This window comes from Luteibacter anthropi (genome assembly GCF_023699965.1).
In the GTDB taxonomy this organism is placed as follows: domain Bacteria; phylum Pseudomonadota; class Gammaproteobacteria; order Xanthomonadales; family Rhodanobacteraceae; genus Luteibacter; species Luteibacter anthropi.
This window is the reverse complement of sequence record NZ_CP077072.1, coordinates 4,169,787-4,193,420: the sequence shown is the minus strand read 5'-3', so window position 1 is coordinate 4,193,420 and position 23,634 is coordinate 4,169,787. Positions and strand designations below refer to the sequence as shown.

14 protein-coding genes are annotated in these 23,634 nt (G+C 64.4%); 10 read left to right on the top strand and 4 right to left on the bottom strand.

Annotated features, from left to right (window positions below):
• Positions 1–81 precede the first annotated feature (81 nt).
• Entirely contained in the window at positions 82–2,979 is a 2,898-nt protein-coding gene (locus KR767_RS17700; RefSeq protein ID WP_250877246.1) for a TonB-dependent receptor, read from the bottom strand.
• A gap of 438 nt (positions 2,980–3,417) precedes the next feature.
• On the opposite strand from KR767_RS17700, the gene KR767_RS17695 reads away from it, so the two are divergent.
• The 9 genes from KR767_RS17695 (at position 3,418) to KR767_RS17655 (ending at position 15,508) form a co-directional block, all read left to right on the top strand.
• The gene (locus KR767_RS17695; RefSeq protein WP_166946725.1) at positions 3,418–3,588 is read left to right on the top strand and encodes a hypothetical protein; all 171 of its coding nucleotides are present in this window, start codon (positions 3,418–3,420) and stop codon (positions 3,586–3,588) included.
• A 271-nt stretch (positions 3,589–3,859) separates the two neighbouring features.
• Positions 3,860–6,559: a TonB-dependent receptor gene (locus KR767_RS17690; protein ID WP_250879181.1), complete on the top strand. Its 2,700-nt coding sequence runs from the start codon at positions 3,860–3,862 to the stop codon at positions 6,557–6,559.
• A 2-nt stretch (positions 6,560–6,561) separates the two neighbouring features.
• Positions 6,562–8,436, top strand: a complete 1,875-nt coding sequence (locus tag KR767_RS17685; protein ID WP_250877245.1) for a beta-galactosidase — start codon at positions 6,562–6,564, stop codon at positions 8,434–8,436.
• On the top strand, positions 8,433–9,785 hold the full coding sequence (locus KR767_RS17680) for an APC family permease (protein ID WP_250877244.1): 1,353 nt from the start codon (positions 8,433–8,435) through the stop codon (positions 9,783–9,785). The genes KR767_RS17685 and KR767_RS17680 overlap by 4 nt, the downstream gene beginning before the upstream one ends.
• Positions 9,764–10,711, top strand: a complete 948-nt coding sequence (locus tag KR767_RS17675; RefSeq protein ID WP_250877243.1) for a carbohydrate kinase family protein — start codon at positions 9,764–9,766, stop codon at positions 10,709–10,711. Before KR767_RS17680 ends, KR767_RS17675 begins: the two co-directional genes overlap by 22 nt.
• Positions 10,689–12,098: a family 4 glycosyl hydrolase gene (locus KR767_RS17670; RefSeq protein WP_250877242.1), complete on the top strand. Its 1,410-nt coding sequence runs from the start codon at positions 10,689–10,691 to the stop codon at positions 12,096–12,098. The genes KR767_RS17675 and KR767_RS17670 overlap by 23 nt, the downstream gene beginning before the upstream one ends.
• Before the next feature lie 132 nt (positions 12,099–12,230).
• Positions 12,231–13,328, top strand: a complete 1,098-nt coding sequence (locus KR767_RS17665; RefSeq protein WP_166946720.1) for an alpha/beta hydrolase family protein — start codon at positions 12,231–12,233, stop codon at positions 13,326–13,328.
• A gap of 85 nt (positions 13,329–13,413) precedes the next feature.
• Positions 13,414–14,049, top strand: a complete 636-nt coding sequence (locus tag KR767_RS17660) for a nucleoside/nucleotide kinase family protein (RefSeq protein ID WP_250877241.1) — start codon at positions 13,414–13,416, stop codon at positions 14,047–14,049.
• A gap of 58 nt (positions 14,050–14,107) precedes the next feature.
• A complete protein-coding gene (locus tag KR767_RS17655; protein WP_166946718.1) occupies positions 14,108–15,508 on the top strand; it encodes a sugar porter family MFS transporter in 1,401 nt (466 codons plus the stop codon).
• A gap of 94 nt (positions 15,509–15,602) precedes the next feature.
• Here the strand turns inward: KR767_RS17655 and KR767_RS17650 are convergent, their stop codons facing one another.
• Together KR767_RS17650 and KR767_RS17645 are read right to left on the bottom strand one after the other, a co-directional pair.
• The gene (locus KR767_RS17650; protein WP_166946717.1) at positions 15,603–18,746 is read right to left on the bottom strand and encodes an efflux RND transporter permease subunit; all 3,144 of its coding nucleotides are present in this window, start codon (positions 18,744–18,746) and stop codon (positions 15,603–15,605) included.
• Between the two features lie 10 nt (positions 18,747–18,756).
• The gene (locus KR767_RS17645; RefSeq protein ID WP_250877240.1) at positions 18,757–19,911 is read right to left on the bottom strand and encodes an efflux RND transporter periplasmic adaptor subunit; all 1,155 of its coding nucleotides are present in this window, start codon (positions 19,909–19,911) and stop codon (positions 18,757–18,759) included.
• Between the two features lie 134 nt (positions 19,912–20,045).
• On the opposite strand from KR767_RS17645, the gene soxR reads away from it, so the two are divergent.
• Entirely contained in the window at positions 20,046–20,507 is a 462-nt protein-coding gene (gene soxR / locus KR767_RS17640) for a redox-sensitive transcriptional activator SoxR (protein WP_166946715.1), read from the top strand.
• Between the two features lie 15 nt (positions 20,508–20,522).
• Here the strand turns inward: soxR and KR767_RS17635 are convergent, their stop codons facing one another.
• Positions 20,523–23,597: a sensor histidine kinase gene (locus KR767_RS17635; RefSeq protein ID WP_250877239.1), complete on the bottom strand. Its 3,075-nt coding sequence runs from the start codon at positions 23,595–23,597 to the stop codon at positions 20,523–20,525.
• Positions 23,598–23,634 lie beyond the last annotated feature (37 nt).

The window sequence follows — 23,634 nt, the reverse complement described above, 5'->3', positions numbered from 1 at the left end:
GCCTGATTCACGCATTGGTTCATTCGGCGTGGACGCCTTCAGGGGTCGCGGACGAGGTCCGCTCCTACAGGGATGAGCGGATCAGAGTTTGTAGTTGGCGCCGAACATGATGGTTCTGCCGAAGGTGTTGTAGTCCAGTGGTCGGGCGACCTTCACGCCGTTGGGCAGGGCAGCGATTTGTTCGGTCTTTTCAGGTGAATTGGTCAGGTTGTTGACCTGCAACAGCAGCGACAGTCCGTTCCAGGGGCCTTTGTCGAACGCGTAGCCGAGCTGAAAGTCGGTCTGCTTGTCGGCGAGAATGGTGGTATAGCCGAGCTGGTCGAATAGTGGGATGGTTTCGCCAGTGAACGACGAGCGGTATCGCTCGGCAATACGCACCGACCAGCCATACTTTTCGTAGTAGAGCGCGAGGTTCGCCACCTTGCGTGACAGGCCGGGCAGGGTGGCTGGAGCACCCGGTATGGTCGATACGGCGCTGACCGGCAGGTTGCTGTTGGTCAACGAAAAATTGGCCTGCACGCCAAAGCCGTCCAGTGCACGGGACACCAGTGCGCCTTCGAGGGCGCCGGAGAGTTCCAGGCCCTGCATGCGTCCACCTGTGCCGTTCTTGGGGTAGGTAAAGCTGCCGCGCGTACTGGTAGGCACCTGCGTCGGATTGTCGTTGGTATAGCCGGAGAAGTCGTAGTCCAGAACGGTTTCGTTGTAGATGTAGTTCAGCAGGTTCTTGTTGAATACGGCCACGGCAACGTAGCTGGATGTACCGAAGTATTTCTCCCACGACAGGTCAGTGCCCACGGCAACATAAGGCTTCAGCTTCGGATTGCCGCCGCTGCCCGACCACAGTATCTGGCCGGCCGCCGGGCCCTGGGTCACCAGATCCACGCTGGCCGAGCTGGCCACTTTTTCGTCGTCGATACGGCCGCGTGCCAGGGTCTTGGCCAGGCCGAAACGCAGATACTGCTTGTCCCCGATTTCCGCGGCGAGATTGAGGCTGGGTAGCACCTTGGTGTATTTGCTGCCACCGGACAGGCGACCCACGAGGGTGTTCCCGTTGGTCTGCAGGGCTTGCGATGACTGGTCGGTACGAACCACCTGCACGCCCACGTTGCCACGCAGGGGAATGTCGCCCATATGGGTATCGATATTGAACTTCACATACGCCACCGGTACGCGTTCACGTACCGTGTAGTTGCGGCTCCAGTCGGCCTGCTGGTTGCGCTGGGTCAGGTAGAACTGGCTGTAGAGAGCACGCAGCACGTCGTAATTCAGGATGGGGCCGATGCCGCCATAACCCAGGTCGGTGATGCCGCGCAGTGAACCAGAATCGATCGGCGCACCGAAGCCGGGCAGGTAAGTCGTGTCTGTGTTGCCATTGCCGTTGAGCGTGGCGAAATTGACGTCGGCCTGTTTGTCCTTCTTGCGCTCGGAGTAGTTCACGCCGATGTTCACGTCGCTGAAGATCCAGCCTACCGGATGACTGACTTCGAAGCGGAAGGCCTTGATCGTGTCGCGCTGGCGATCGCGTTCATCACGGCCGTCGTAGCCGTAGCCCTTCGGATCGGTGAACTGCACGACGGATGGATCGGACAGATCCACGCCCGGGTAGAAATGCGGGAAGTCATAACCGACAAGCGTGTCGAAGTCCGCCGAAGCCGTCTTCAGGCCCGGCAGCCCCGAAAACAGATAGGCATCGTGCAAGCGCTTTTTCGCACTGGAATACGAGAGGTCGGCGGTGACGACCCAGCCATTTCCGAAGTCGTACTGGTTGTTCCAGCCCACCGAGAACAGTTTGTCGTGTTCGCGACTGTATTCGTTCTGAAGGATCGGCAGCAGGCCATCCATGTGGCCGCTGGTGACGATCGGATAGGGCTGCGATGGGGTGATGCCGAGGTTGGAATAGGCGATATGGTCGTCGGGACTGCTCGACCACTGTGCGCCATTGAGGAAGGTTTTCTCGTTGAACGTGGAGTAGTACAGGTCCAGCGTAGAGTGATAGTGGTCGTCTGGCGCCCACTCCAGCACGGTCATCAGGCCGTTGCGCAGCTGGTTTTCCGATTTGGCACGAACCTGCATGCCCTCCTGGGAGAGCACGTTGTTGGGCAGGCCCACGGTATGCGGCGAACCCCAGATATCTTCCGCGCTACCGGTCCCGTTGTTCATGCCCCACCACCAGGCACGCGACTGCTTCTCCTGGATGGGTGAGTCCAGCTGTGCGAAACCCACGGCCAGGCCCAGCGTGTGATCCATGAACTGGTCGATATACGAAAAGCTCGCACGGTGACCCATGTCACCCACGCCGGTGCCGTGGTTGAGGCTGCCGTTCGAGGTGGTTTCCCCGCGCAGGTTGGCCGCGATGGTGCGCTTGGGCAGGTCCAGCGGCTTGATGGTGTGCAGGTCTACCGTGCCTGACAGGCCCTGGCCGATGAGGCTGGCATCCGGCGTCTTGTAGATGGCGGCGCCACTGATGAGCTCGGACGGGTATTGGTCGAAGTCCACGCCGCGGTTCTCGCCGATCGTGGCCTGTTCGCGTCCGTTGAGCGTGGTACCGGTGAAGTCCGGTGACAGGCCGCGGATGGAGATCTGGTTGGCTCGGCCATCCACGCGCTGGGTGGCAAGGCCGGATACGCGCGAAAGGCTCTCTGCGATGCTGCTGTCAGGCAGCTTGCCGATGTCCTCGGCAGAGATCGCCTCGATGATGTTGTCGGAGTTCTGCTTCGCCTTCAGCGAGTTCTGGATACTCGCCTGGATGCCGGTGACCACCACGGCATCGAGGTTGCTTGCACTGTCCGGATTCGCGGCGCGCTTGTCTGTCTCGCTGGCCACCTTGTCTTTCGTGGCAGGTTTCTTGACCGGCGGCGCGGCATCCTGCGCATGCACGCCACTGGCCATGGCCAGCCATGCGCCGAGACAGGCCACCGCGAGCGGACGCGGACGAAGAGTGCACGCGGCATCAGCCCGCGTCAGACGGCGACGATTCATTGGAGTCCCTGCGTTGAATGATCGTAAGAAACCACGCTCCCCAAAGCGCTGGCGGCGGAGGATGAGGGAGCGACATCGTTCTGTCATCCTGCAACGCAGCAGATTGGACAGAATCGTTCAGGCCCGGCGTGGGCTGCACGTATTGGCTCGATACAAATGTGTCCGCGGACACATTCGCGCGAACGCCGTGTGAAGGCTGCCTATATATGACGGATTTAATTTTCCGCTGGCGATTCGTCGCGCCGAATCACCCATGTTGCTGTGCAGCAACAAAAAAGTACAGCAGAATTGGCCGTTGACCGGCACGTTGGGGGTGCGGTATATCTTTTCCCACGCAAACGGAACGTCCGCAATGAATGGACGTCCATTCGCGTTACCCGCCGGTCATCCCTGGGGCATGATCGGTTTCCTCAGCAGCCGCGATTCCGGGACAGCGTCATGCGTCGTGCCCAATCCAACAGCGTTATCGCCGGCTGCGCCGATGTGCGGGTTCCGCTCGCGCACGTGAAATCCAACGGGCTGCCCATCCTCGCACGCGCCAAGCTGAGTGCGCTGCGTGCCCGCGGCAAGTCCCTGGCTGGCTATTCGCCGCCGTCTTCCCTCCGCTGATTTCCGTTTTCCACTGATCGGCACGTCCGGCTTCGGACGGGTCTGCGACCGCCCAGGCATGGCCTGCGTGGCCGGGCCCTGTACACGGCATTCCCGGAATTTCGCTGGTCAGTCACATGTGCATCGATGCGGCGTAGGGGCCGTAGACGTGCCTGTTCCAGGACACTTTCGGGGTGAGGGTTCGGCTGTGCTCAACAATACGATGGCGAAGAAGGCGATGGTGGTGGCGGTGTGTACCGCCCTGGGGCTGGGGATGCAGGTGCAGGCGCAGATGGCGCCGCCCAATCCGCCCGCAAAGCAGGACGACAAGCCGGCACAGAAAGACAAGGCCGTGCAGATGAAGGCGATGAGCGTGGTCGCCAACCGTTACGACGCCACCAACATGCGCATGGATTCCACCAACACGGTGGACGTGCTGTCGGCGGCGGATCTCCAGCATACGGCGGTGCATAACGTGGCCGAGGCGCTGGGTCTGATGTCTGGCGTGAACGTGACCACGACGGGTAGCGGCTATTTCGGTGGTATCGACGGTGCAGCGCGCGGCGAAGGCATGTTTGCTTCCGTGCGTGGCCTGCCGTCGGAATACAACGTCAACCTGATCAACGGCGCCAACGTCGCCCAGGGCATGCCGTACAGCCGCAGCGTGCAGCTGAGCCTGCTGCCGCCGTCGGGCCTGCAGACCATCGTGCTCAACAAGACCTCGACGGCCGAGATGGATGGCGACGCCATCGGTGGCACGATCGACTTCCGTACGCCCAGCGCCTTCGATTTCAAGAAGGATTTCAGCGGCAGCGTCACGGCCAGCGGCCGTGTGGAGAGCCGCGCGCGCGATTACGGCGACAGCGGGCTTGGCGGCGGCCTGGCCGCCGAGATGCAGACGAAGTTCGGCGAAGAAAAACAGTTTGGCGTCTACGTCAGCGGTTACTACGACTACCGCAACATCGCCAACAGCGAGATCGGTGCGGCCGAAAGTGCATCCAACGATGGCTCATGGGCTTTTGCCCATGCCACGGCCGACGGCCAGAATGCGCCGGGCTACGATCCGGCCCGCAACCTGACCAGCATCGGCGCCAACGTGGGTATCGCCTCGGGCTTCGAGCGTCGTTACGGTGGCAACGTGTCGTTCGACTGGAACGTGGACCCGACACTGCGCGCCTACGCGAAGATGACGTACGCCTATGCGCTGACCGAGCAGAACACCACGTATACGCAGCTGCTGCCGGCCAATGTCACCTATGTGCCCACCGGCACGCCGGGCGTGTATGCACCGAACATCGGCCGCATCGCCAACCGCTTCTGGTTCGAGACCAATCCGGAACGCGCGGACCTGGCTACCTTCCAGTTCGGCGCCGACAAGACGGCCGGTGGCTGGACGATCTCGCCGAACGTGTTCTGGAGTTTCGGCGACAACGACCGTCCTGACCACGTGGAAATCGACGGTCGCGAGGACAAGTACTCGCAGAACAATTTCGCCTACAACCAGCCCTCGCTGCTGGGCTACGGTGGCAGTCACTTCCCGTATCCGCAGCTGACGCCGGCGCTGCTGAATTCGGTGAACAACATCCAGAACATGTATGCGAACGACAACGGCGAGGTCACCCGTATCCGTTCCGGGCAGAAGCGTGGCGGTGCCAAGCTGGATCTGCGCTACGACTTCGAGGATGGCCCGGTCCAGTCGATCAAGTTCGGCGTGAAGTACAGCGACAGCTCGCGCAACTTCACCAATCGCGACTGGTCCACCGCAGGCATCAACGACGGCACGACGACGCTGGGTGACCTGGGTATCTTCAACGGCTATTACTCGTCGATCTTCCCGGGCAAGTATCCCTGGGTGACGCCGAAGGTGAGCCGCGCAGCCGTGGCCAACCTCATCAACCAGAACCTCACCGATTCGGACCTGGATACCTGCAGCCAGCTCTACATCAACAATTACAACTGCAACACCATGCGTGGCACCGAGGCCGTGAGCGCCGCGTACGCCATGGCGACCATCCAGGAAGGCGACTTCGAGATCATCCCGGGCGTGCGCTTCGAGCACACCTCGATCCGCAACACCTTCTGGACCACGCCGCAGGACGCCAATGGCAACGAACTGCCGGGCTACTTCAGCAACAACCACACGGTATACAACGAGCCGCTGGGCAGCCTGTTCATCAACTATCGTCCGGCCGGCAATGCCGTGTTCCGCTTCGGCCTGTGGCAGAGCTACACCCGCCCGGCCTTCATCCAGCTGGGTGGCGGTTCGCAGATCAACGTGTCCAACGGCGTCACCACGATCACCCAGGGCAACCCGAACCTGAACCCGATCAAGTCCACCAACCTCGACCTGGCGGCCGAATGGACGACCGATCACGGTGGCTACTTCTCGTTCTCGGGCTTCTACAAGAAGCTGCAGGATTACATTTACGACAGCGGCGGCGGCCAGGCCAACCCGAACACCCAGGGTCAGGGCGCCGTGCTGATCAAGACGCCGACCAACGGTGGCGACGGTCGGGTGTCGGGCCTGGAAATGACCCTACGCCAGAAGTTCCAGGACCTGCCGGACCCGATCAACGGCCTGGGCTTCAGCCTCAATGCCACGAAGCAGAACTCCAGCGTGGACCTGGGCCGTCCGGGCTTCGGCGACGAGCGCCTGCAGTCGGCTCCGAAGACGATGGCCAATGCCGAGCTGTTCTACGAGAAGTACGGTTTCTCGCTCAACCTCAGCTATCACTACGTGGGCTCGTACCTGTCCACCTACGACTTCCTCAACCAGGGACAGCCGTGGGATGACCTGTGGATCCGCCCGACCCGCCGCGTGGACCTGCATGCCGGTTACCAGATGGACAACGGCCTGCAATTCGACCTGCAGATCTCCAACCTCACCAAGCAGTACTCGTACTGGTCGCATATCGGCAAGAACAGCCTGGCCAATTCCGACATCGTCGATGCCGGCATGACCACGTTGCTCACCGTCAAGTACTCGTTCTGAGCATGCGCCGGCGCGACTTCCTCGTCGTGTCGGTCCTCGCCCCGTTGGCTTTCGCGGGGCGTGGATGGGCAGCGTCGCCTTCACCGGCGGCGCTCCTGCCGATACCCGACGGCAAGCCTCATGCCTTCGCGTTCGGTCACCGGCAGTTCCTGCTCGACGGCCATGCCTTTTCCATTCATAGCGGTGAGATGCATCCGGCACGGATACCGCGCGAACACTGGCGGCATCGCATCCGCATGGCGAAGGCGATGGGCCTGAACACCATCGCGCTGTACGTCATGTGGAACCAGCTCGAACCCGAGCCGGGCGTGTTCCACCTGGATGGGGACAACCGCGATTTCGCTGCGTTCATCCGGCTGTGCCAGGAGGAGGGCATGTGGGTGTACCTGCGCCCTGGCCCCTATGTCTGTGGTGAATGGACCCTGGGGGGCCTGCCTGCATGGCTGTTGCGCGATCCGGATGTACGGTTGCGCACACGCGACGACCCGGTCTACATGGCAGCCGTGCGCCGTTACATCGCTGCCATCGCGCCGCGAGTGCGGCCGCTGCTGGCGAAGAACGGCGGCCCCGTGCTGATGATCCAGGTGGAGAACGAGTACTCGATGCAGGGCGATGATGTCGCCTATCTGAAGGCCATCGAAGACATCTGGCGCGAGAACGGCATCGAAGGACCGTTCTCGGTGTCGGACGGCTGGAAAGACCTGCTGCGACGCCGGGCCTATCCGCCAGGATCGGCACTGGGCCTGGACGGCGCCGATGTGCCGACGCTGGTACAGGGCAGGGCATTCGCGCATGAGGCGCCGGTCTGGGTGGGCGAGGGGTATCCGGGGTGGCTTACCCACTGGGGCGAACCGGTGTTCGCCGAAAGGGACTACGTGGAGACGCTGCGCAGCGTGATGAAGGCGGGATACTCCTTCAACCTCTACGTGGTGCACGGAGGCACGAATTTCGGCCTCACGGCGGGCTCCAACGCCGAGGATGACGGCTCGCAGTTCCAGCCGGTCATCACCAGCTACGACTACGGCGCGCCCATCGACGAAACGGGGCAGCCGACGGCGCAGTACCAGAAGCTGCGCGACGTCATCACCTCGGTGACCGGGCGCAAGCCCCCTGGGCTTCCCGCCTCACCGCCTCGCGCAAGTTTCGCGGAAACCTCACTCGAACCCTTCGCCTCGCTCTGGGACAACCTGCCCACGCCGGTGCAGGTGCCGCATCCGGTGTCGAACGAAATCCTGTTCGGACAGGACCAGGGGCTTGTCCTGTGGCGCAAGACGATCCCTGCCGGAACATCGCTGACGATCGAGGCCGCCCGTGACTACGCGATTGCGTATGTCGACGGACACGAGGCCGGCGTCGTATCGCGGGTGGAGCATCCCTCGGTATCGTCAAAGACACGCGTGAGCCTGCCGGATGCATCGGCTGGTGAACGCAGGCTCGATGTGCTGGTGGATACCTTCGGGCATATCAACTTCGGCCCGCGCGTGGGCGACCACAAGGGTCTCACCGGCCCGGTGTCTCTCGACGGGCGGCCGCTGGAGGATTTCGAAGCCCTGGCGCTTCCGCTCGACGGCGAATGGCTGTCGCACCTGCAACCGCTCGCGGACAAACCACTGCGTGGCGGCGTGTTCTTCCGTGGCAGCATCCATGTCGATATCCCTGGCGATGTCTACCTGGACATGTCGGACTGGGACAAGGGTTATCTCTGGGTGAATGGCCGTTTGCTGGGACGTTACTGGCATATCGGTCCGCAGCAACGGCTTTACTGTCCCGGGCCCTGGCTCAGGGCAGGCGACAACGAGGTGCGGGTCCTTGACCTGCACCGCCATGTCGCGGGGCGCTTGCGTGCCGCGGCCCATCTGCACCGGGAGAAGGCATGAGGGAGGTCGCGAGCAGGCCGGCATCGCCACCACGGGCCATCGGGCTGTGGGGTGGACTGTCGGCGAACGTGCTGAACATGATCGGGATCGGTCCCTTCGTGACCATTCCGCTCGCGTTGTCGGCACTGGCCGGGCCGTCGGTGTTCCTCGGCTGGATCGCGGGCGCGTTGCTCTGCCTGTGCGATGGCATGGTCTGGGCCGAGCTGGGTTCGACCATTCCGGAGTCCGGTGGTCCGTATCACTACCTGCGCGAGGCCTATGGCCGTGAGCGCATGGGCCGGCTGTTCGGTTTTCTGTACCTGTGGCAGACGCTGCTCACGGCACCGTTGTCGATCGGCTCGGCGGCGGTGGGCTTTGCGCAGTACTTCGGTTACCTCGTGCCGTCGCTGGGCGACGGGGGCCGCGTGATGGTGGCGGCCGGCCTGTGCCTGATCAACACGGCGGTGCTCTATCGCAAGGTTGGTGACATCCAGCGCCTGTCGCTGGGCATCACGGTGATCGTGGCCGTGGCCTGCGTGTGGATCGTTGGTAGCGGCATCGCGCATTTCAATGTGGCCACCGCCGAACACTTCATGCATGCGCGCAGCGATGGCTCGCATGGGTTCTGGCTGGGCCTCGGCGCCGTCGCGCTGATCGCCGTGTACGACTACGGTGGCTACAACAACGTCTGCATGCTGGGTGGCGAAGTGCGCCATCCACGGCGGACGATTCCGCTGGCCGTGCTGCTGTCGATACCGCTGGTGGCGGTGCTTTATCTTGGCCTTAACCTGTCCATCCTCGGTGTGCTGCCCTGGGAGCAGGCCGCGCATTCCAAGGCGGTGGTCGCCGACTTCATGCAGGCGATCCATGGTTCCACCGGCGGCACCATCGCGGTCTGCCTGATCCTGCTCGCCAGCTGGGGTTCCGCGCTGGTGGTCTTGCTGGGCTACTCGCGCGTACCGTACGCGGCCGCGGTCGATGGGCAGTTCTTTCGATCCTTTGCGCGACTGCATCCACGCGACGGATTCCCCACGGTGTCGCTGGTGGTCGTGGGCGTTGCCTCGGCGGCGGCCTGTTTCCTGTCGCTGGAAAGCCTCATCGCCATGCTGATGGTGGTGCAGATCCTGTTCCAGTACATCGCGCAATGTTTCGCGGTCGTGGCCCTGAGACGCCGGCGGCCGGATGCCGACGTGTTCCGCATGCCGCTTTATCCGCTGCCCATCGTGGTCAGTGTCATCGGCTGGCTTTACCTCGTCGCGACCAGCGGCTGGCGGGCGATGTCCGTCGCGGTCGGCGCCGTCGTCGTCGGCACCCTTATTTTTCTTTGGCAGGCACGGAGTACGCGGTCATGGCCCTTCCGCAACAAATGACATCCTGGGACGTCGCGGTGGTCGGCGAGATCTACGCGGACCACATCTTCGGAGGCTTTCCACGCTGGCCTGAGCCCGGCGAAGAGGTCTACGCCCAGCGCTATACCCGCGAGCTGGGTGGCGGCAGCGTCAATACCGCCTGTGGACTGGCGCGTCTCGGGCGCCGCGTGCGTCTTGTCGGCCTGATCGGCGATGCGGACTTCGACTGGTTCGAAGGGCGCCTTTCCGAGTTCGGCGTAGGCATGGGCGGCATCCGCCTGGGTGCGGAAGGAACGGGCACGACGGTCAGCGTGTCGATGCGCGACGATCGCACGTTCTTCAGCTGGCACGGGGCCAACCGTGGCCTGGTCGACCTGCTTGAAGTGCCGGCCGTGCTCGCCGACCTCATGGCGGCGCGCCATGTGCATTTCGCCATGCCGCTGCCGCGTTCGCTCGCCACGCTGGTGCTTCCGCAGTTGCGGCAGGCCGGCTGTACCACGTCGCTCGACGTGGGTTATTCGCCGGTGTGGCTGACCGATAGCGAAAACCTCGCCACCTGCCGCGAGGTGGATTTCATGCTGCCCAACCGCAAGGAGGCCGGCCTGCTCTGTGGCGAGGACGGTCCCGAAGCCTATGCCGCGTGGGCCTGGGCAGAAGGGCTTACTCGCGGCGTGCTGAAGCTGGGAGGCGAGGGTGCGCTGCTTCTGGATGGCGATGGCGTGCGCAGGATCCCCGCACCCGTCGTGGATGCACTGGATACCACCGGGGCCGGCGATGCCTTCAACGCCGGTCTCATCGATGCCCTGCTGGACGACGACCCGCTGGATCGCTGCGTCGAGCGCGCCTGTATTACCGGCGCGCTGTGCACGACCGTGGCCGGTGCGCTGCACGGGCTCCCTGATTCTTCCCGATTGAGGACGCTACATGAACAAACGTACGGATCGTAAGATCGCATTGATCGGCGGCGGTGGTGTGCGCTCGCCGCTGGTGGTGTTCGGTGTGAACGAAGCGCTTGAAGACCTGGGCGCCTCGGAAATGGTGCTCTACGACCCGGACCCGGCACGCCTGCGGATCATGGTCGACCTGGGCAATGCCGTGGTTTCCCGTTTCGGTGGCAATCTGCGCCTGCGCGGCGCCACCTCGCTGGAGGACACCATCGAGGGTGCGGATTTCGTGCTCAACAGCATCCGCATCGGCGGCATCGTCGGCCGTGCCGCCGACGAGCGCGTGGCGATCGAGCACGGCTACCCGGGCCAGGAAACGACCGGCCCGGCCGGCATCGCCATGGGCTTGCGTACGATCCCCGTCGCCATCGAACAGGCCCGCCTCGTCGAGCGGCTGAGCCCCGATGCGTGGCTGGTCAACTTCACCAACCCTGCCGGCCTCATCACCCAGGCCGTGAGCGATCACAGCAAGGCGCGCATCGTTGGTATCTGCGACACGCCGACCGAGCTGTTCCACAATATTGCCCGCGCGCTCGGCGAGCCGGCGCACGAGGTGGAATGCGATTACGTGGGCCTGAACCACCTGGGCTGGGTCCGCAGCGTCAAGGTGCGCGGCAAGGAGGTGATCGACACCCTGCTGGATGACGAAAGCCTGCTGCGCCAGCTCTACCTCGCACCGTTGTTCGACTATCACATGATCCGCACGCTGCGGCTCATTCCCACGGAATACCTGTTCTTCTACTACGAGCGTTCGCGCGCACTGTCCAACCAGCGCAGGCAGGGCGGCAGCCGCGGTGCCGAGATCCAGCGCCTCAACGATGACCTGTTGGCCGCGCTGACGGCACGTCTGGACGCAGGCGAAGGCGATGCCGCCGTGGACATCTACGCGGCATATCTCAACCAGCGCTCGGGTTCGTACATGAAGCTGGAAGCCGAGGGCGGATCGGCCTTCGAGCAAGGCGTGAGCCTTCAGGGCGACCCGTTCCGCGTCGCCACCGGCTACCACCGCATAGCCATCGACGTGATGAGTGCGCTCACCGGCGCCAAACCTGCCCGCATTGTGGTGAACACGCGCAACCGCGGTGCCATCCCGGATCTTCCGGACAACGACATCGTGGAAATCGCCTCCGATATCGGCATGGATTCGATCATTCCCCGTCCGGTCACAGCATTGCCGGATGCCGTCAACGGCCTGGTCCGCTCGGTGAAGGCGTATGAACGTGCGGCCATCCAGTCGGTGCTGAAGAACGAACGGCTTGAAGCACGCAAGGCCATGTTGATCCATCCGGCGATTGGCGAATGGACGCCATCGGAGACCCTTTTGCAGTCGCTTCTGGGTCATGCGGATGACGATGGCGAGTGCCTCTGCCACGGGCGGACGCATCGCTGAAGAATGCTCCCGGATGCCCTGGATCGCCATATTTTGCGATTCAGGGCCTTTACACGTTCACGTGGTTTTGACGATGTGCGGTGCATATACGCGCCACGGCCGGCATACCGCCGTGCCATCAGGGAGAACATCATGAAGGGATTCAGACGCATGGGCGTTTGCGCCGCCACTATGCTCCTGGCTACTGCCACCTGCACCGACGCGTGGGCAGCCCGGGTGTTCGGCACCTACATCGCTACCACCACCGTGGCAGGTACCCAGGCGCTGGAATACTGCATGGATACCCCGGCAGCCGGGAATGCACCGCGTATTCTTGTGCTTTACCACCATGGCTTCCAGGACTACTGGAGTACCGCTAACCAGCTCGGCGCCACCACCACGACCGGGCCGGCGGGGTGCAGCAAGGACGACCCGAACACCGTGATGCACGACATTCGTGCGGCGGACGCAGGGAATCAGGTCGTGACCGTTGCCTTTGAATATCCGAATGACCAGGGTTTTCCGGCGCTGGCCGGCGCACAGGCCAGCAATCAGCTAAGAGCGCAGATTCTGGCCGATCCACGTTTTGCCGGTATCCAGCGCGTTGTCTATTTCGGGGTGTCGATGGGCGGTGCGGTCTCAGGGACGGCGCTCAGTGAGAATACCAGGGCGGGTGGGGCGCCCATCAGCGACTGGGTGCTCGCGGAACCTGTGACGGATGTATTCGAGACCTACAGCTACGCAGTGTTGGCCAACCTCGTTGCACCCTCCCTGGGTTTCGGTGCAGCGACGAGTGGGATTCAACAGGATACTGGGCAGGCCAATCCCAGCTTCAGCGCATTGTGGCGCCGATCGCCGTTCTGGAATGCGGCTGCGATCGGCAAGTCCCTGACGGGGAGGACCACGATCATCGCAGGCGCCTTCGATGCGGAAGTCACGCCGGATCAGGCCATCAAGCTCAACACCAACCTTGGCCTGTCCGGGAGCCCGTCCCATCTCACCATCGTGACCAAGCCGGCGCCTGCGGGTAGCAGCGATTTTTCACTGGTCACCGTGCTGTGTGGCGTGCTTGGACTCAATGCCTCCGGCTGTAATTCCCTGCCGGGGCATGAAGACGCCAATGATCCTGTTGGCCCGGTGATGAAGGAAGCGCGTAGCCAGTTACTCAATGTCATCTTCGGTGCGACGCCCTTTGTGTCGGGCACCGAACTGTTCGATTCTTCGACGGGCAAGCGTACCCAGGTGCGCTAAGAAGGCAATCCTTGCAGGCTCAGCTTTCGCATGCCGATAACATCCGCGCCATTATGGTGCGGATGTTTCCTATGTCCTCCTGCGCATGATCGATCACCAGACCCTGGCCCGCATCGACGGGCTGCTCGCCTCAGGCAAACCCCGCATCCTGCTCGGCATCGTCGGATCACCCGGCGCCGGCAAGTCCACGCTCTCCGCGCAACTGCTGGCCCATCTGGGCGGTGTGGCGGTCAACGTGCCGATGGACGGGTTCCATCTGGCCAATGCCGAACTCGCCCGACTTGGCCGGGCAGGGCGCAAAGGTGCGCCGGATACGTTCGATGCCTGGGGCTATGTCGCCCTGCTGCGTCGCCTGCGCGAACCTGTACTGGGAGAAACGGTATACGCCCCGGCCTTCCATCGCGAGATCGAGGAACCCATCGCGGGTGAGATCGCCGTGCCGCATGACGTGCGCGTGGTGATCACCGAAGGCAATTACCTGCTGTTCGACGATGCGCCATGGCGCGGAGTGCGCGACCTGCTGGATGAAACCTGGTGGGTCGACGTGGATGACGACCAGCGCAAGGCGCAGCTGCTCGAACGGCACATGCGCTACGGTCGCAGCCGTGAAGCGGCCCTGGCTTGGATCGAACATACCGATGAACCCAATGCGCGACGCATCCAGGCCACGGCGCAGCACGCCGACCTGCGCGTGCGCGTGACGCTCGGCGAGCCGGCGTGAGGCCGGCAGGCAGCTTTCGCGGGGGCGAGGGCCGTTCCATCGTTTCCTGGAGGCATGCATGCAATCGGTAAGTGAGGAGGCTGCCGTCGAAGGCGGCAGCCAGTCCACGGGACTGGTGGTCGGTATCGCGGTAGTGGCTGCCCTGGGCGGCCTGCTGTTCGGCTACGACACGGGCGTCATCGGCGTGGCTTTGCTGGGTCTCGGGCGGCAGTTCGCCCTCGACGACACCACCAAGCAGCTGGTGACCGGCGCCATCATCTTCGGTGCGCTGTTCGGCTGCCTCGGCACCGGCCCGCTGTCGGACCGTTACGGACGACGACGGATGGTGATCTTCGTGGGCGTGCTGTTCGCGCTGGGCTCGGTGGCCTCGGCCATGTCGCCCAGTGTAGGCGCCCTCGTAGCGTCGCGCTTCCTGCTCGGCCTGTCGGCCGGCAGCTCCACCCAGATCATTCCGGTCTATATCGCCGAGGTCGCGCCACCTCGCCATCGCGGCAAGATGGTGGTGCTGTTCCAGTTCATGGTGGTGTTCGGCATCACGGTGGCTTATTTCACCGGTTTCGTGCTCGGCGATCACTGGCGCTGGATGTTCGGCCTTGGCGTGGTGCCTGCCGTGATCCTGCTGGCCGGCATGCTGGTGTTGCCCGAAAGCCCGCGCTGGCTGGTGGTGCGTGGTCATCGTGAGGCGGCACTGGGCGTGCTGACGCGCATACGCGGAGACATGGCGCTGGCCGAAGCCGAGGTGCGCGATATCGAATCCGTGACGGCGGACGATTCGGCGGGTACCTGGCGCGACCTGGCACGTCCGTGGATTCGCCCGGCGGTGGTGGTGGGTGCGGGCATTTCGATGTTCTCGCAGATCACCGGCAACAACGCCTTGATCTATTACGCGCCGACGATTCTCACCAAGGCCGGCTTTTCCGATGAGGCGGCCATCCTCGGCACGGGCGCGAGCACGGTCCTGGTCGTGATCATGACGGTGATCGGCAGTTTCCTTGTCGATCGCATCGGTCGGCGTACCTACCTGCTGTGGATGATCCCGGGCTCCATCGTGGCGCTGGTCATCATGGGATACCTGTTCCAGGGTGCCGGGCCTAGCACGGATTTCAGCCGCTGGCTGGTCGTCGGCTGCCTTGCCGCCTATCTCATGCTCAATTGCGGTGGCTTCGGTGTTTGTATCTGGCTGGTAAACGCCGAGGTGTATCCGCTCTTCGTGCGCGGCAAGGGTGCCAGCCTGGGTTCTTTCAGCCATTGGTTCTTCGACCTGATCGTGACGCTGACCACCTTGTCGCTGGTGACCGCGCTGGGGGCGTCGAAGACGTTCTGGCTGTATGCGGTGATCTCGCTGGTGGCGCTGGTGTTCATTTACTACCTGGTGCCGGAAACCAAGGGAAAGAGCCTGGAGCGGATCGAACACGAGCTGCGCGAAAATCGTTTCTATCCCTTCCAGCGGAAACACTGAATGTAGGAGCGCGCCTTGCGCGCGACCGGTTTTCGCGAAACCATGAGTTCATCGCGATCACCGGTCGCGCGCGAGGCGCGCTCCTACAAAGGGGTTAGTGGGTGTGTTTCCAGGCGGGGTGGCGGCCGAAGCGGCGCAGGGCCACGTAGAACACCGGGGTGAGGAAGAGGCCGAACAGGGTGACGCCCAGCATGCCGGAGAACACCGTGATGCCCGTGGCCGCACGTACCTCGCTGCCGGCACCATGGCCGAGCAGGAGCGGCACCGAGCCGGCGATGAAGGCGACCGACGTCATCACGATGGGGCGCAGGCGAAGGCGACAGGCTTCCAGGGCAGCAGGGATCGTATCCATGCCCTGGATTTCCAGTTCGCGGGCAAACTCAACGATGAGGATGGCGTTCTTGCAGGCCAGGCCCATCAGCACCACCAGGCCTACCTGGACGAACACGTTGTTGTCGCCACCTGACAGCCACACGCCCACCAGCGCTGCGAACATGCATACCGGCACGATCAGGATCACCGCCAGCGGCAGGGTCCAGCTTTCATAGAGCGCCGCGAGTACCAGGAAGGCCAGCATGACGGCGAGCGGAAACACGATGATCGCCGAGTTGCTCTGGCTCACCTGCTGGTAGCTCAGGTCGCTCCATTCCAGCGTGATGCCGCGCGGGAGCACCTTGCCGGCGATTTCCTGGAGTTTCGCCAGTGTCTGCCCGGAGGACAGTACCCGCGCGTCTGCATCGCCGATAAGGTCGGCGGCGGGGTAGCCGTTGTAGCGAATGACCGGGTCGGGACCGTAGGTGGAGGTGACATCCACCATCGAACCCACCGGCACCATGGCGCCACGATTGTTGCGGGTATAGAGGTTGCCGATATCCTCCGCCGTCTGGCGGTGTTCCGTATCGGCCTGGGCCATCACACGGTAGACGCGGCCGAACAGGTTGAAGTCGTTGACGTAGACCGAGCCGAGATAGGTCTGCAAGGTATTGAACAGGTCGGTGAGTGCCACGCCCTGTGCCTTGGCCTTCACGCGATCGACCTTCACTTCCAGCTGCGGGATGTTGGCCTGGTAGGAACTGACTGGGAAGCCCATGCCCGGCGTGCGCGAAATCTCGCCACGGAAGGCATCCAGTGCATTCTGCAAGGCGCCGTAGCCGAGCCCCGCACGATCCTCCAGGTAAAGCGAATAGCCCGAACCGTTGCCGAGACCCTGGATAGGAGGTGGCATCAATGCATAGGCATAGCCGTCCTTGATCGACGCATACTTGCCGCTGAGTTCGGCGGCGATGTCCGCCGCGCCACGGTGGCGCTCCGCGAACGGTTTCAGGATGACGTATGACGCCGTCAGGTTGGGCGTATTGGTCTGCTGCAAGGCGTTGAGGCCGGGGAAGGCCGCGAGCGTATCCACGCCTTCCACCTGGTGAGCCAGTTCCACCATCTGCCGGGTGACGGCATCGGTGCGCGACAGCGACGCGCCTTCGGGGAGCTTCGCACCGGCGAACAGATACAGCTTGTCCTGCGTGGGGATGAAACCGGCCGGCACATGGTTGAACAGCAAGGCGGTACCCGCCAGCAACACGGCGTATACACCGAAGACCACGCCACGCCGCCCCAGCGAGCGCGATACCGTGCTGCCGTAGCGCTCGGAATTACGCTGGAAGAAACGGTTGAACGGGCGGAACAGCCAGCCGAGGCTGCGATCCAGCACGCGGGACAAGCCGTCCTTCGGTGCATCGTGACCGCGCAGCAGTTTAGCGGCGAGGGCAGGGGAGAGCGTGAGCGAGTTGATGGCCGAGATCACCGTGGAGATGGCGATGGTCACCGCAAACTGCTTGTAGAACTGGCCGGTAACGCCTGAAAGAAATGCCATGGGCACGAACACAGCACACAGCACCAGCGCGATGGCAACGATAGGGCCGGAGACCTCCTTCATTGCCTGATGCGCGGCATCGCGTGGGCTGAGCCCCTGCTCGATATTGCGCTCGACGTTCTCGACCACCACGATCGCATCATCCACCACGATGCCGATAGCCAACACCAGGCCGAACAGGGTCAGCGTGTTGATGGAATAACCCAGCAGGTACAGCCACGCGAAGGTGCCGACAACGGAGACGGGCACCGCGACCAGCGGGATGATCGATGCCCGCCAGGTCTGCAGGAACAGGATCACCACGAGCACGACCAGCACCACGGCTTCCAGCAGCGTGTGCTGCACGGCCTTGATCGAGTCACGCACGAACACGGTCGGGTCCCACACCGGCCGATAGGCCACGCCCGCGGGGAAGCTTTTCGACAGCTCGTCGAGCTTGGCGTAGACGGCATCGGCCACGCCGATGGCGTTGGCGCCAGGTGACAGGAAGATGCCTACGGCGGCACCGTTGGCGAGGTCATTGAGCGAGCGCAGCGTGTAGTCGCCCGAGCCCAGTTCGATCCGGGCCACGTCGGAGAGGCGGGTCACCTGCCCATCATCGCCGGCCTTGATCACCACATCGCCGAATTCCTGTTCGGTGCGCAGGCGGCCGCGCACGTTGATGGACACCAGGTAATCGGTGTTCTTCGGCGTCGGCTCGGCACCGAGCTGGCCGGCGGATACCTGCACGTTCTGCTCGCGGATGGCGTTGACGGCATCGGCGGCGGTCAGCCCACGCGACGCGAGTTTGCCCGGGTCCAGCCAGATGCGCATGGCGTAGTCACCGCTGCCGTACAGGCCCACGTCGCCGATACCGGGGATGCGCGACAGCTCGTCCTTCACATGCAGGTTGAGGTAGTTGCGCAGGTAGACCGAGTCGTAGCGGTTGTCCGGCGAGGTCAGCATCAGGTACATCAGCGGCGTGGGCGACTGCTTCTGCGTGGTGACGCCGTACTGGCGCACCTCGTCGGGCAGTCGGCTCAGCGCCTGGCTGACGCGGTTCTGCACGCGCACGGCGGCCGTGTCGGCATCCACTTCGGGAAGGAAGGTCACCGTCACGGCCAGGCTGCCGTTCGAGCCGGCCACCGACTTCATGTACATGATGCCTTCGACGCCGTTGATCGCCTCTTCCAGCGGCTCGGCCACGGATTCGGCGATTTCGCGCGGATTGGCGCCGGGGTAGGTGGCACGCACGACGACGCTGGGCGGTACCACCTCCGGGTACTCGCCCACGGGAAGAATCGGAATGGCGATGAGGCCGATGGCGAAGATGATGATCGACAGCACGATCGCGAAGATCGGGCGGTCGATGAAGAACTTGGAGAAATCCATCGCCGGCTCCTTACTTCGCGGCCTGGGCGACGGCGGCGCCGTGGTCCATGGGCTGCGGTTTCACCGCCATGCCGGGGAAGTAGATCTTCTGCGTGCCGGTGACGATCACCTTGTCGCCGGCTGCAAGTCCTGTCTGCACCACGCGCAGGCCATCCACGAGGCGGCCCAGGGTCACGTCCTTGCGCAGGGCCTTGTCGTCGGGACCGACCACATAGACGTACTTGCGATCCTGGTCGGTGAGCACGGCCTTGTCGTCGATGAGCATGGCCTCGAATTCGTGGCTGCCTTCCATCTGTACGCGGGCGTAGAGGCCCGGGGTGAGCACGCGATCGGCGTTGGAGAGCAGTGCACGGGCACGGATGGTGCCGGTGGCCGAATCCACGCGGTTGTCGAGGAAATCGACCTTGCCGGTGCGCGGAAAACCCTTTTCATTGGCAAGGCCCACACGCACGGCATTCTGTTGGCGGCCACCGCGCGTGCCTTCCATGAAGCGCAGATAGCTCTGTTCGTCGCAATCGAAATAGACGAACACCGGGTCTTGCGAGACCACGGTGGTCAGCTCGCTCTGGTCGGCCTGCGCGAGGTTGCCCATGGTGAGCATCGCGCGACCGGCACGGCCGGCGACGGGTGCGCGGACTTCCGTAAAGCCGAGGTTGAGCTGTGCCGTGGCGACGGCCGCCTGCGCGGCGCGCACGTCGGCGGCGGTCTGGGCGAGATCGGCGTGGCGGCTGTCGTATTCATCGCGCGAGATGGCGTGTGCCGCGATCAGCTTCTGTGCGCGTTCGTCCTGCGCCTGCGACAGGGTGGCGGCGGCGCGCGCACGTTCGAGCTGCGCCTGTGCGCTGTTCAGTGCATCGCGATAGGGCCGCTGGTCGATGACGAAAAGCACGTCGCCCGGCTTCACCTCGTCGCCTTCGCGGTAGGCGATGCGGTCGATGTAGCCAGTGACGCGCGGGCGGATCGAGACGGTCTCGATGGCCGATATGCGGCCATTGAACTCGTCCCATGTCTTCACGTGCCGGGCGACGACCGGGGCGACCCCCACCTCGGGCGGCGGCGGGGCCTGGGAGGTGTCGGCATGGGAGGTGCAGGCGGCCAGCAGCACGGCGAACGTCGTGGCCAGACCCACCCGCAGGGGCGGGAGAACAGGGGCGATGGGGCGCATGGCGGGAAGATCCTTCTGGCAAGCGGGCACGCACCGACGGGGCGTCTGACCCGCTGGCGTTGGCTTGGGATGGGTTGCTTGCCGATAGCGTAGGTGTTAAAGCTAACTTTAAGTCAAGCTTTATGGACGGAACGATGCGTTTCCCCAACGACCCTCTGCTGACCATCGGGCACGTAGCCCAGCGCAGCGGCGTACAGGCGTCGGCCCTGCGCTTTTACGAGACGCGCGGGCTCATTTCCTCGGTGCGGGCGGACTCGGGACATCGCCGTTTCCCGCGTTCCACGCTGCGGCGGATCGCCTTCATCGTGTTTGCCCAGAAGGTGGGCTTCACGTTGGACGAGATCGCCACCCAGCTCGCGCGCCTGCCCACCGATCACGTGCCCACGGGCGAGGACTGGCGGGCGCTCACCGGTGAATGGAAGGCTCGTGTGCAGCAGCGCATCGAGGAACTGCAGCGCCTCAATATCGGCCTGGACCAGTGCATCGGCTGCGGCTGCCTGTCGATCGAGCGCTGCATGCTTTCCAATCCGGGCGATCGTGGCGGCGGCCATGGCGCGGGTGCGCGCCGTTGGACCGGCGAAATGGAAGCGGAGTGAGGATTTGCAAGCGCCTCAGCGGCCGCGCGGCCGGTGACCGCGGCGATAGACGTTTTCCGCCGGCGCCTCCACCAGCAGTTCGGTGCCGCGGCCCGCGCGCGTCTTGATGCTGGCCCGGCCGCTCAGGCGGCGTGCGCGCTCCTTGATGCCGATGAGGCCCCAGTGCCGGGTGGTTTCGCCATCGGCCTGTTCCATGCCCTTGCCGTCGTCGCTGATCACCATGGTGAAGCGGGACGGGCCGAAGATCATCTCCACATACACGCTGCGCGCATTGGCGTGGCGCTGAACGTTGAGCAGCGCTTCGCGGCCGATGCAATAGAACTCGTCTTCGGCGAAGGGGTCCAGCGGTAGCGCGTCGCCATGCGTATGCATCGCCACGTTGACGCCGGACTCTTCCAGTTCCGCCGCGTAACGTTGCAGCCGCTGCGCCAGCGTGCCGGCGTGACCATGGCGCTCACGCAGGTGCTGTACGCGATCGCGTCCTTCGATCACCAGGTTTTCCGCGCGATCGATCGCCTGTTCCAGCGAGCGGCGACCGGGGTCGTCGTCGGGCAGGCGGTCCACGATGGTCTGGAAACGCAGGATCAGGCCTTGCGCGCCCTGGAGCAGCGTATCGTGCAGTTCGCGGGCGATGCGTTCGCGTTCGTCGTAGCGTTCGCGCAGACGGATGCGCAGCTGACCGGTCAGCCAGCGCACGCGCAGCCGGTGAACCACCCATCCGCCGAGCAGGATGAGGGCCGCCGCCAGCAGCTTGAACCACGGGCCTTCGAAGAAGGTAGGTATCACCACCAGGGTGACTTCGGCCGGATCGCCCCAGTCGCGACCGTTGTACGAGGCCTGCACGTCGAGCACATAGGTGCCTGGATGCATCTGCGAATAGCGCAGTTCGCGCTGGCCTTCCAGCGAGCGCCAGTGCGCCTGGCCCGGCGTCATCCGGTAGCGGAAATGCACGCCATCGGGGCGCGCGGGCGCAATCGCCGCATAGCGCACGCTGATTTCCCGGTGCTCGGGATCGAGCTGGGCATCGTGCACGGGAAAGGACACATCGCCCGCGACGATGTCGCGGATCACGGCAGGCGGCGGCAGCGGTGCGACGCCGACGCGTTTCGGGTCCAGCGCGGCGAGACCTTCCTCCGCGGCGAACCAGATGATGCCCGCGCGCGTTGCCAGCGCGGTAGGCATGGGACGTACACGCTGCGCACCACCGGGAAGGCCGTCGTCTTCCGTGAGCAGTTCCAGGTCGAGGTGCTGCGCCGGATCGCCGGTGGCTTCGCGCAGGGCATCGGCACCGACGTGGGCCACGCCACTTTCCGTATTGATCCACAGCGTGCCGTCGGCGCCACGGACGATACCGGTGGCCGCTTCGAGTGCGTGGGCCGGCGCGGTGGAGAGGAACACGGCACGGTCGTCCCGAAGCACCGCGAAGGCGCGTTCCGAGGCGACCAGCAATCCATCGTCCAGTGGCGCCAGGGTCGTGATCGGGCCCACGGCCGCCTTGCCCGGATGCACATAGGCCGAGATATGGTCGCCGCGCACATGCACGAGGCTGCCATCGGGATAGCCCAGCCACACATAGCCGTCGCCCATCACCTGCATGGCGGAGGGACTGCCGGACGGCAGGCCGGGAATGGCAGACGCCGATGTCCACGTCTTGCCACCGTCCCGGAAATAAAGCCCCTGTCCCGATATGCCCAGCCAGAAGCGGCCGCTGCCGTCGCGGGCCATGGCATGCACGGCGCCCGGCATGCCGCTGCCGGAGGCCGGGAACGTGTCGGGGAGGGGATTGCCGTCGCTCATGTGCCAGAGCTGGCCGTGACCACCGAACCAGATTGATCCGTCGCGATCCGTCCACGCGGAGGAGACGGGCGCGTTGAAGCCTTCGAGTGGGCGCGGCGGCAGGCCCGGGCCGTCGATGCGCCATAGGCGGTCGGGCGTGTCACTGTTGTTGTCGGTGCCCACCCAGACATGGCCGGCGGTGTCTTCGGCCAGGGCGAAGAACACGTTCGGGTCGGGAAAGCGCACCGGGGAGAACAGGCTGTCGCGGAACAGGTCGACACCGCCCTTGGTGCCTACCCAGAGATTGCCGTCACGATCGACCATGGCCGTCATGGTCAGGTCGGACGACATACCCAGCGTCGTGCCCGCGGCTTGCGCACGCAGCACGGAACGGGGAAGCAGGGTGGTGCCACGCTGGCCGAAGGTGGCGTCGCGGCACAGGCCGGCGTGGCAGTCGATGGTCCACAGGGCGCCGTCGCGATCGATCAGCGTGTCCAGTCCGTTGGCACGCCGTGCGCGTGCACGCGTGCGGGGCTCGCCCCATTCGCCCGGCATGGCGGCCACGCCACGTTCGTCGGACAGCCACAGCCGGCCATCGGCACCCACCAGCAACTGGAAGGCCCGGGTGTAACCCATGGCCAGCTGCTCGAAGCGGTGACCGCCGGCGCGCAGCACATAGATACGTTCGTCCGCGCCGATCCATACATCGCCGCGGTCGTCTTCGAACAGGCCATCTACACGCGCCGGCACGCCCCACGATGCATCGGGCGTGTTCCAGCGGGTGCCGTCGAAGCGGCGCAGGATGCCCCGACCGTTCGCCCACAGGCCGCCTTCGCCATCCGTCGCGAAGGCATCGATGGCAAGTCCGGCGGGCAGGCCGGCGGAAGCACCGTAGCGCGTGATGTCGCCTTCGCGCAGACGAATGGCGCCGCCGTTGGCCAGCGACACCCAGAGGTCGCCGCCTGCCGCCGCGTAAAGTGCCCAGGTGGCCGAGGTCTGCGCGGCGCCCTGCGGGAGCAGTTCGATGCGGGTGAAGTCGAAACCGTCGTAGCGGTACAGGCCGCTTCGCGTGCTGAACCAGATCTGCCCGTCTTCGGTCTGCGCGATGGCGGCAACGCCGACGGGTGCTCCCTGCGCGCGGTGAAAGGCGGTGTGCAGCAGGGTATCCACGGGCCGGCTCGGGTCGAGCGCGAAGGCCGGCGCGAAAGGAAGCAGGAGCAGAAGCAGGCAGGCGGCCGACCGCCAGAGCGCGTGCGCGAACACGCGCCGACGCGAGGCGATGCCGCGTTCGCCGTCTGGTCGTGCTTCCTTCATTGCGCAATGATCCCACAGGCGTTTACCTGCGGCTTGT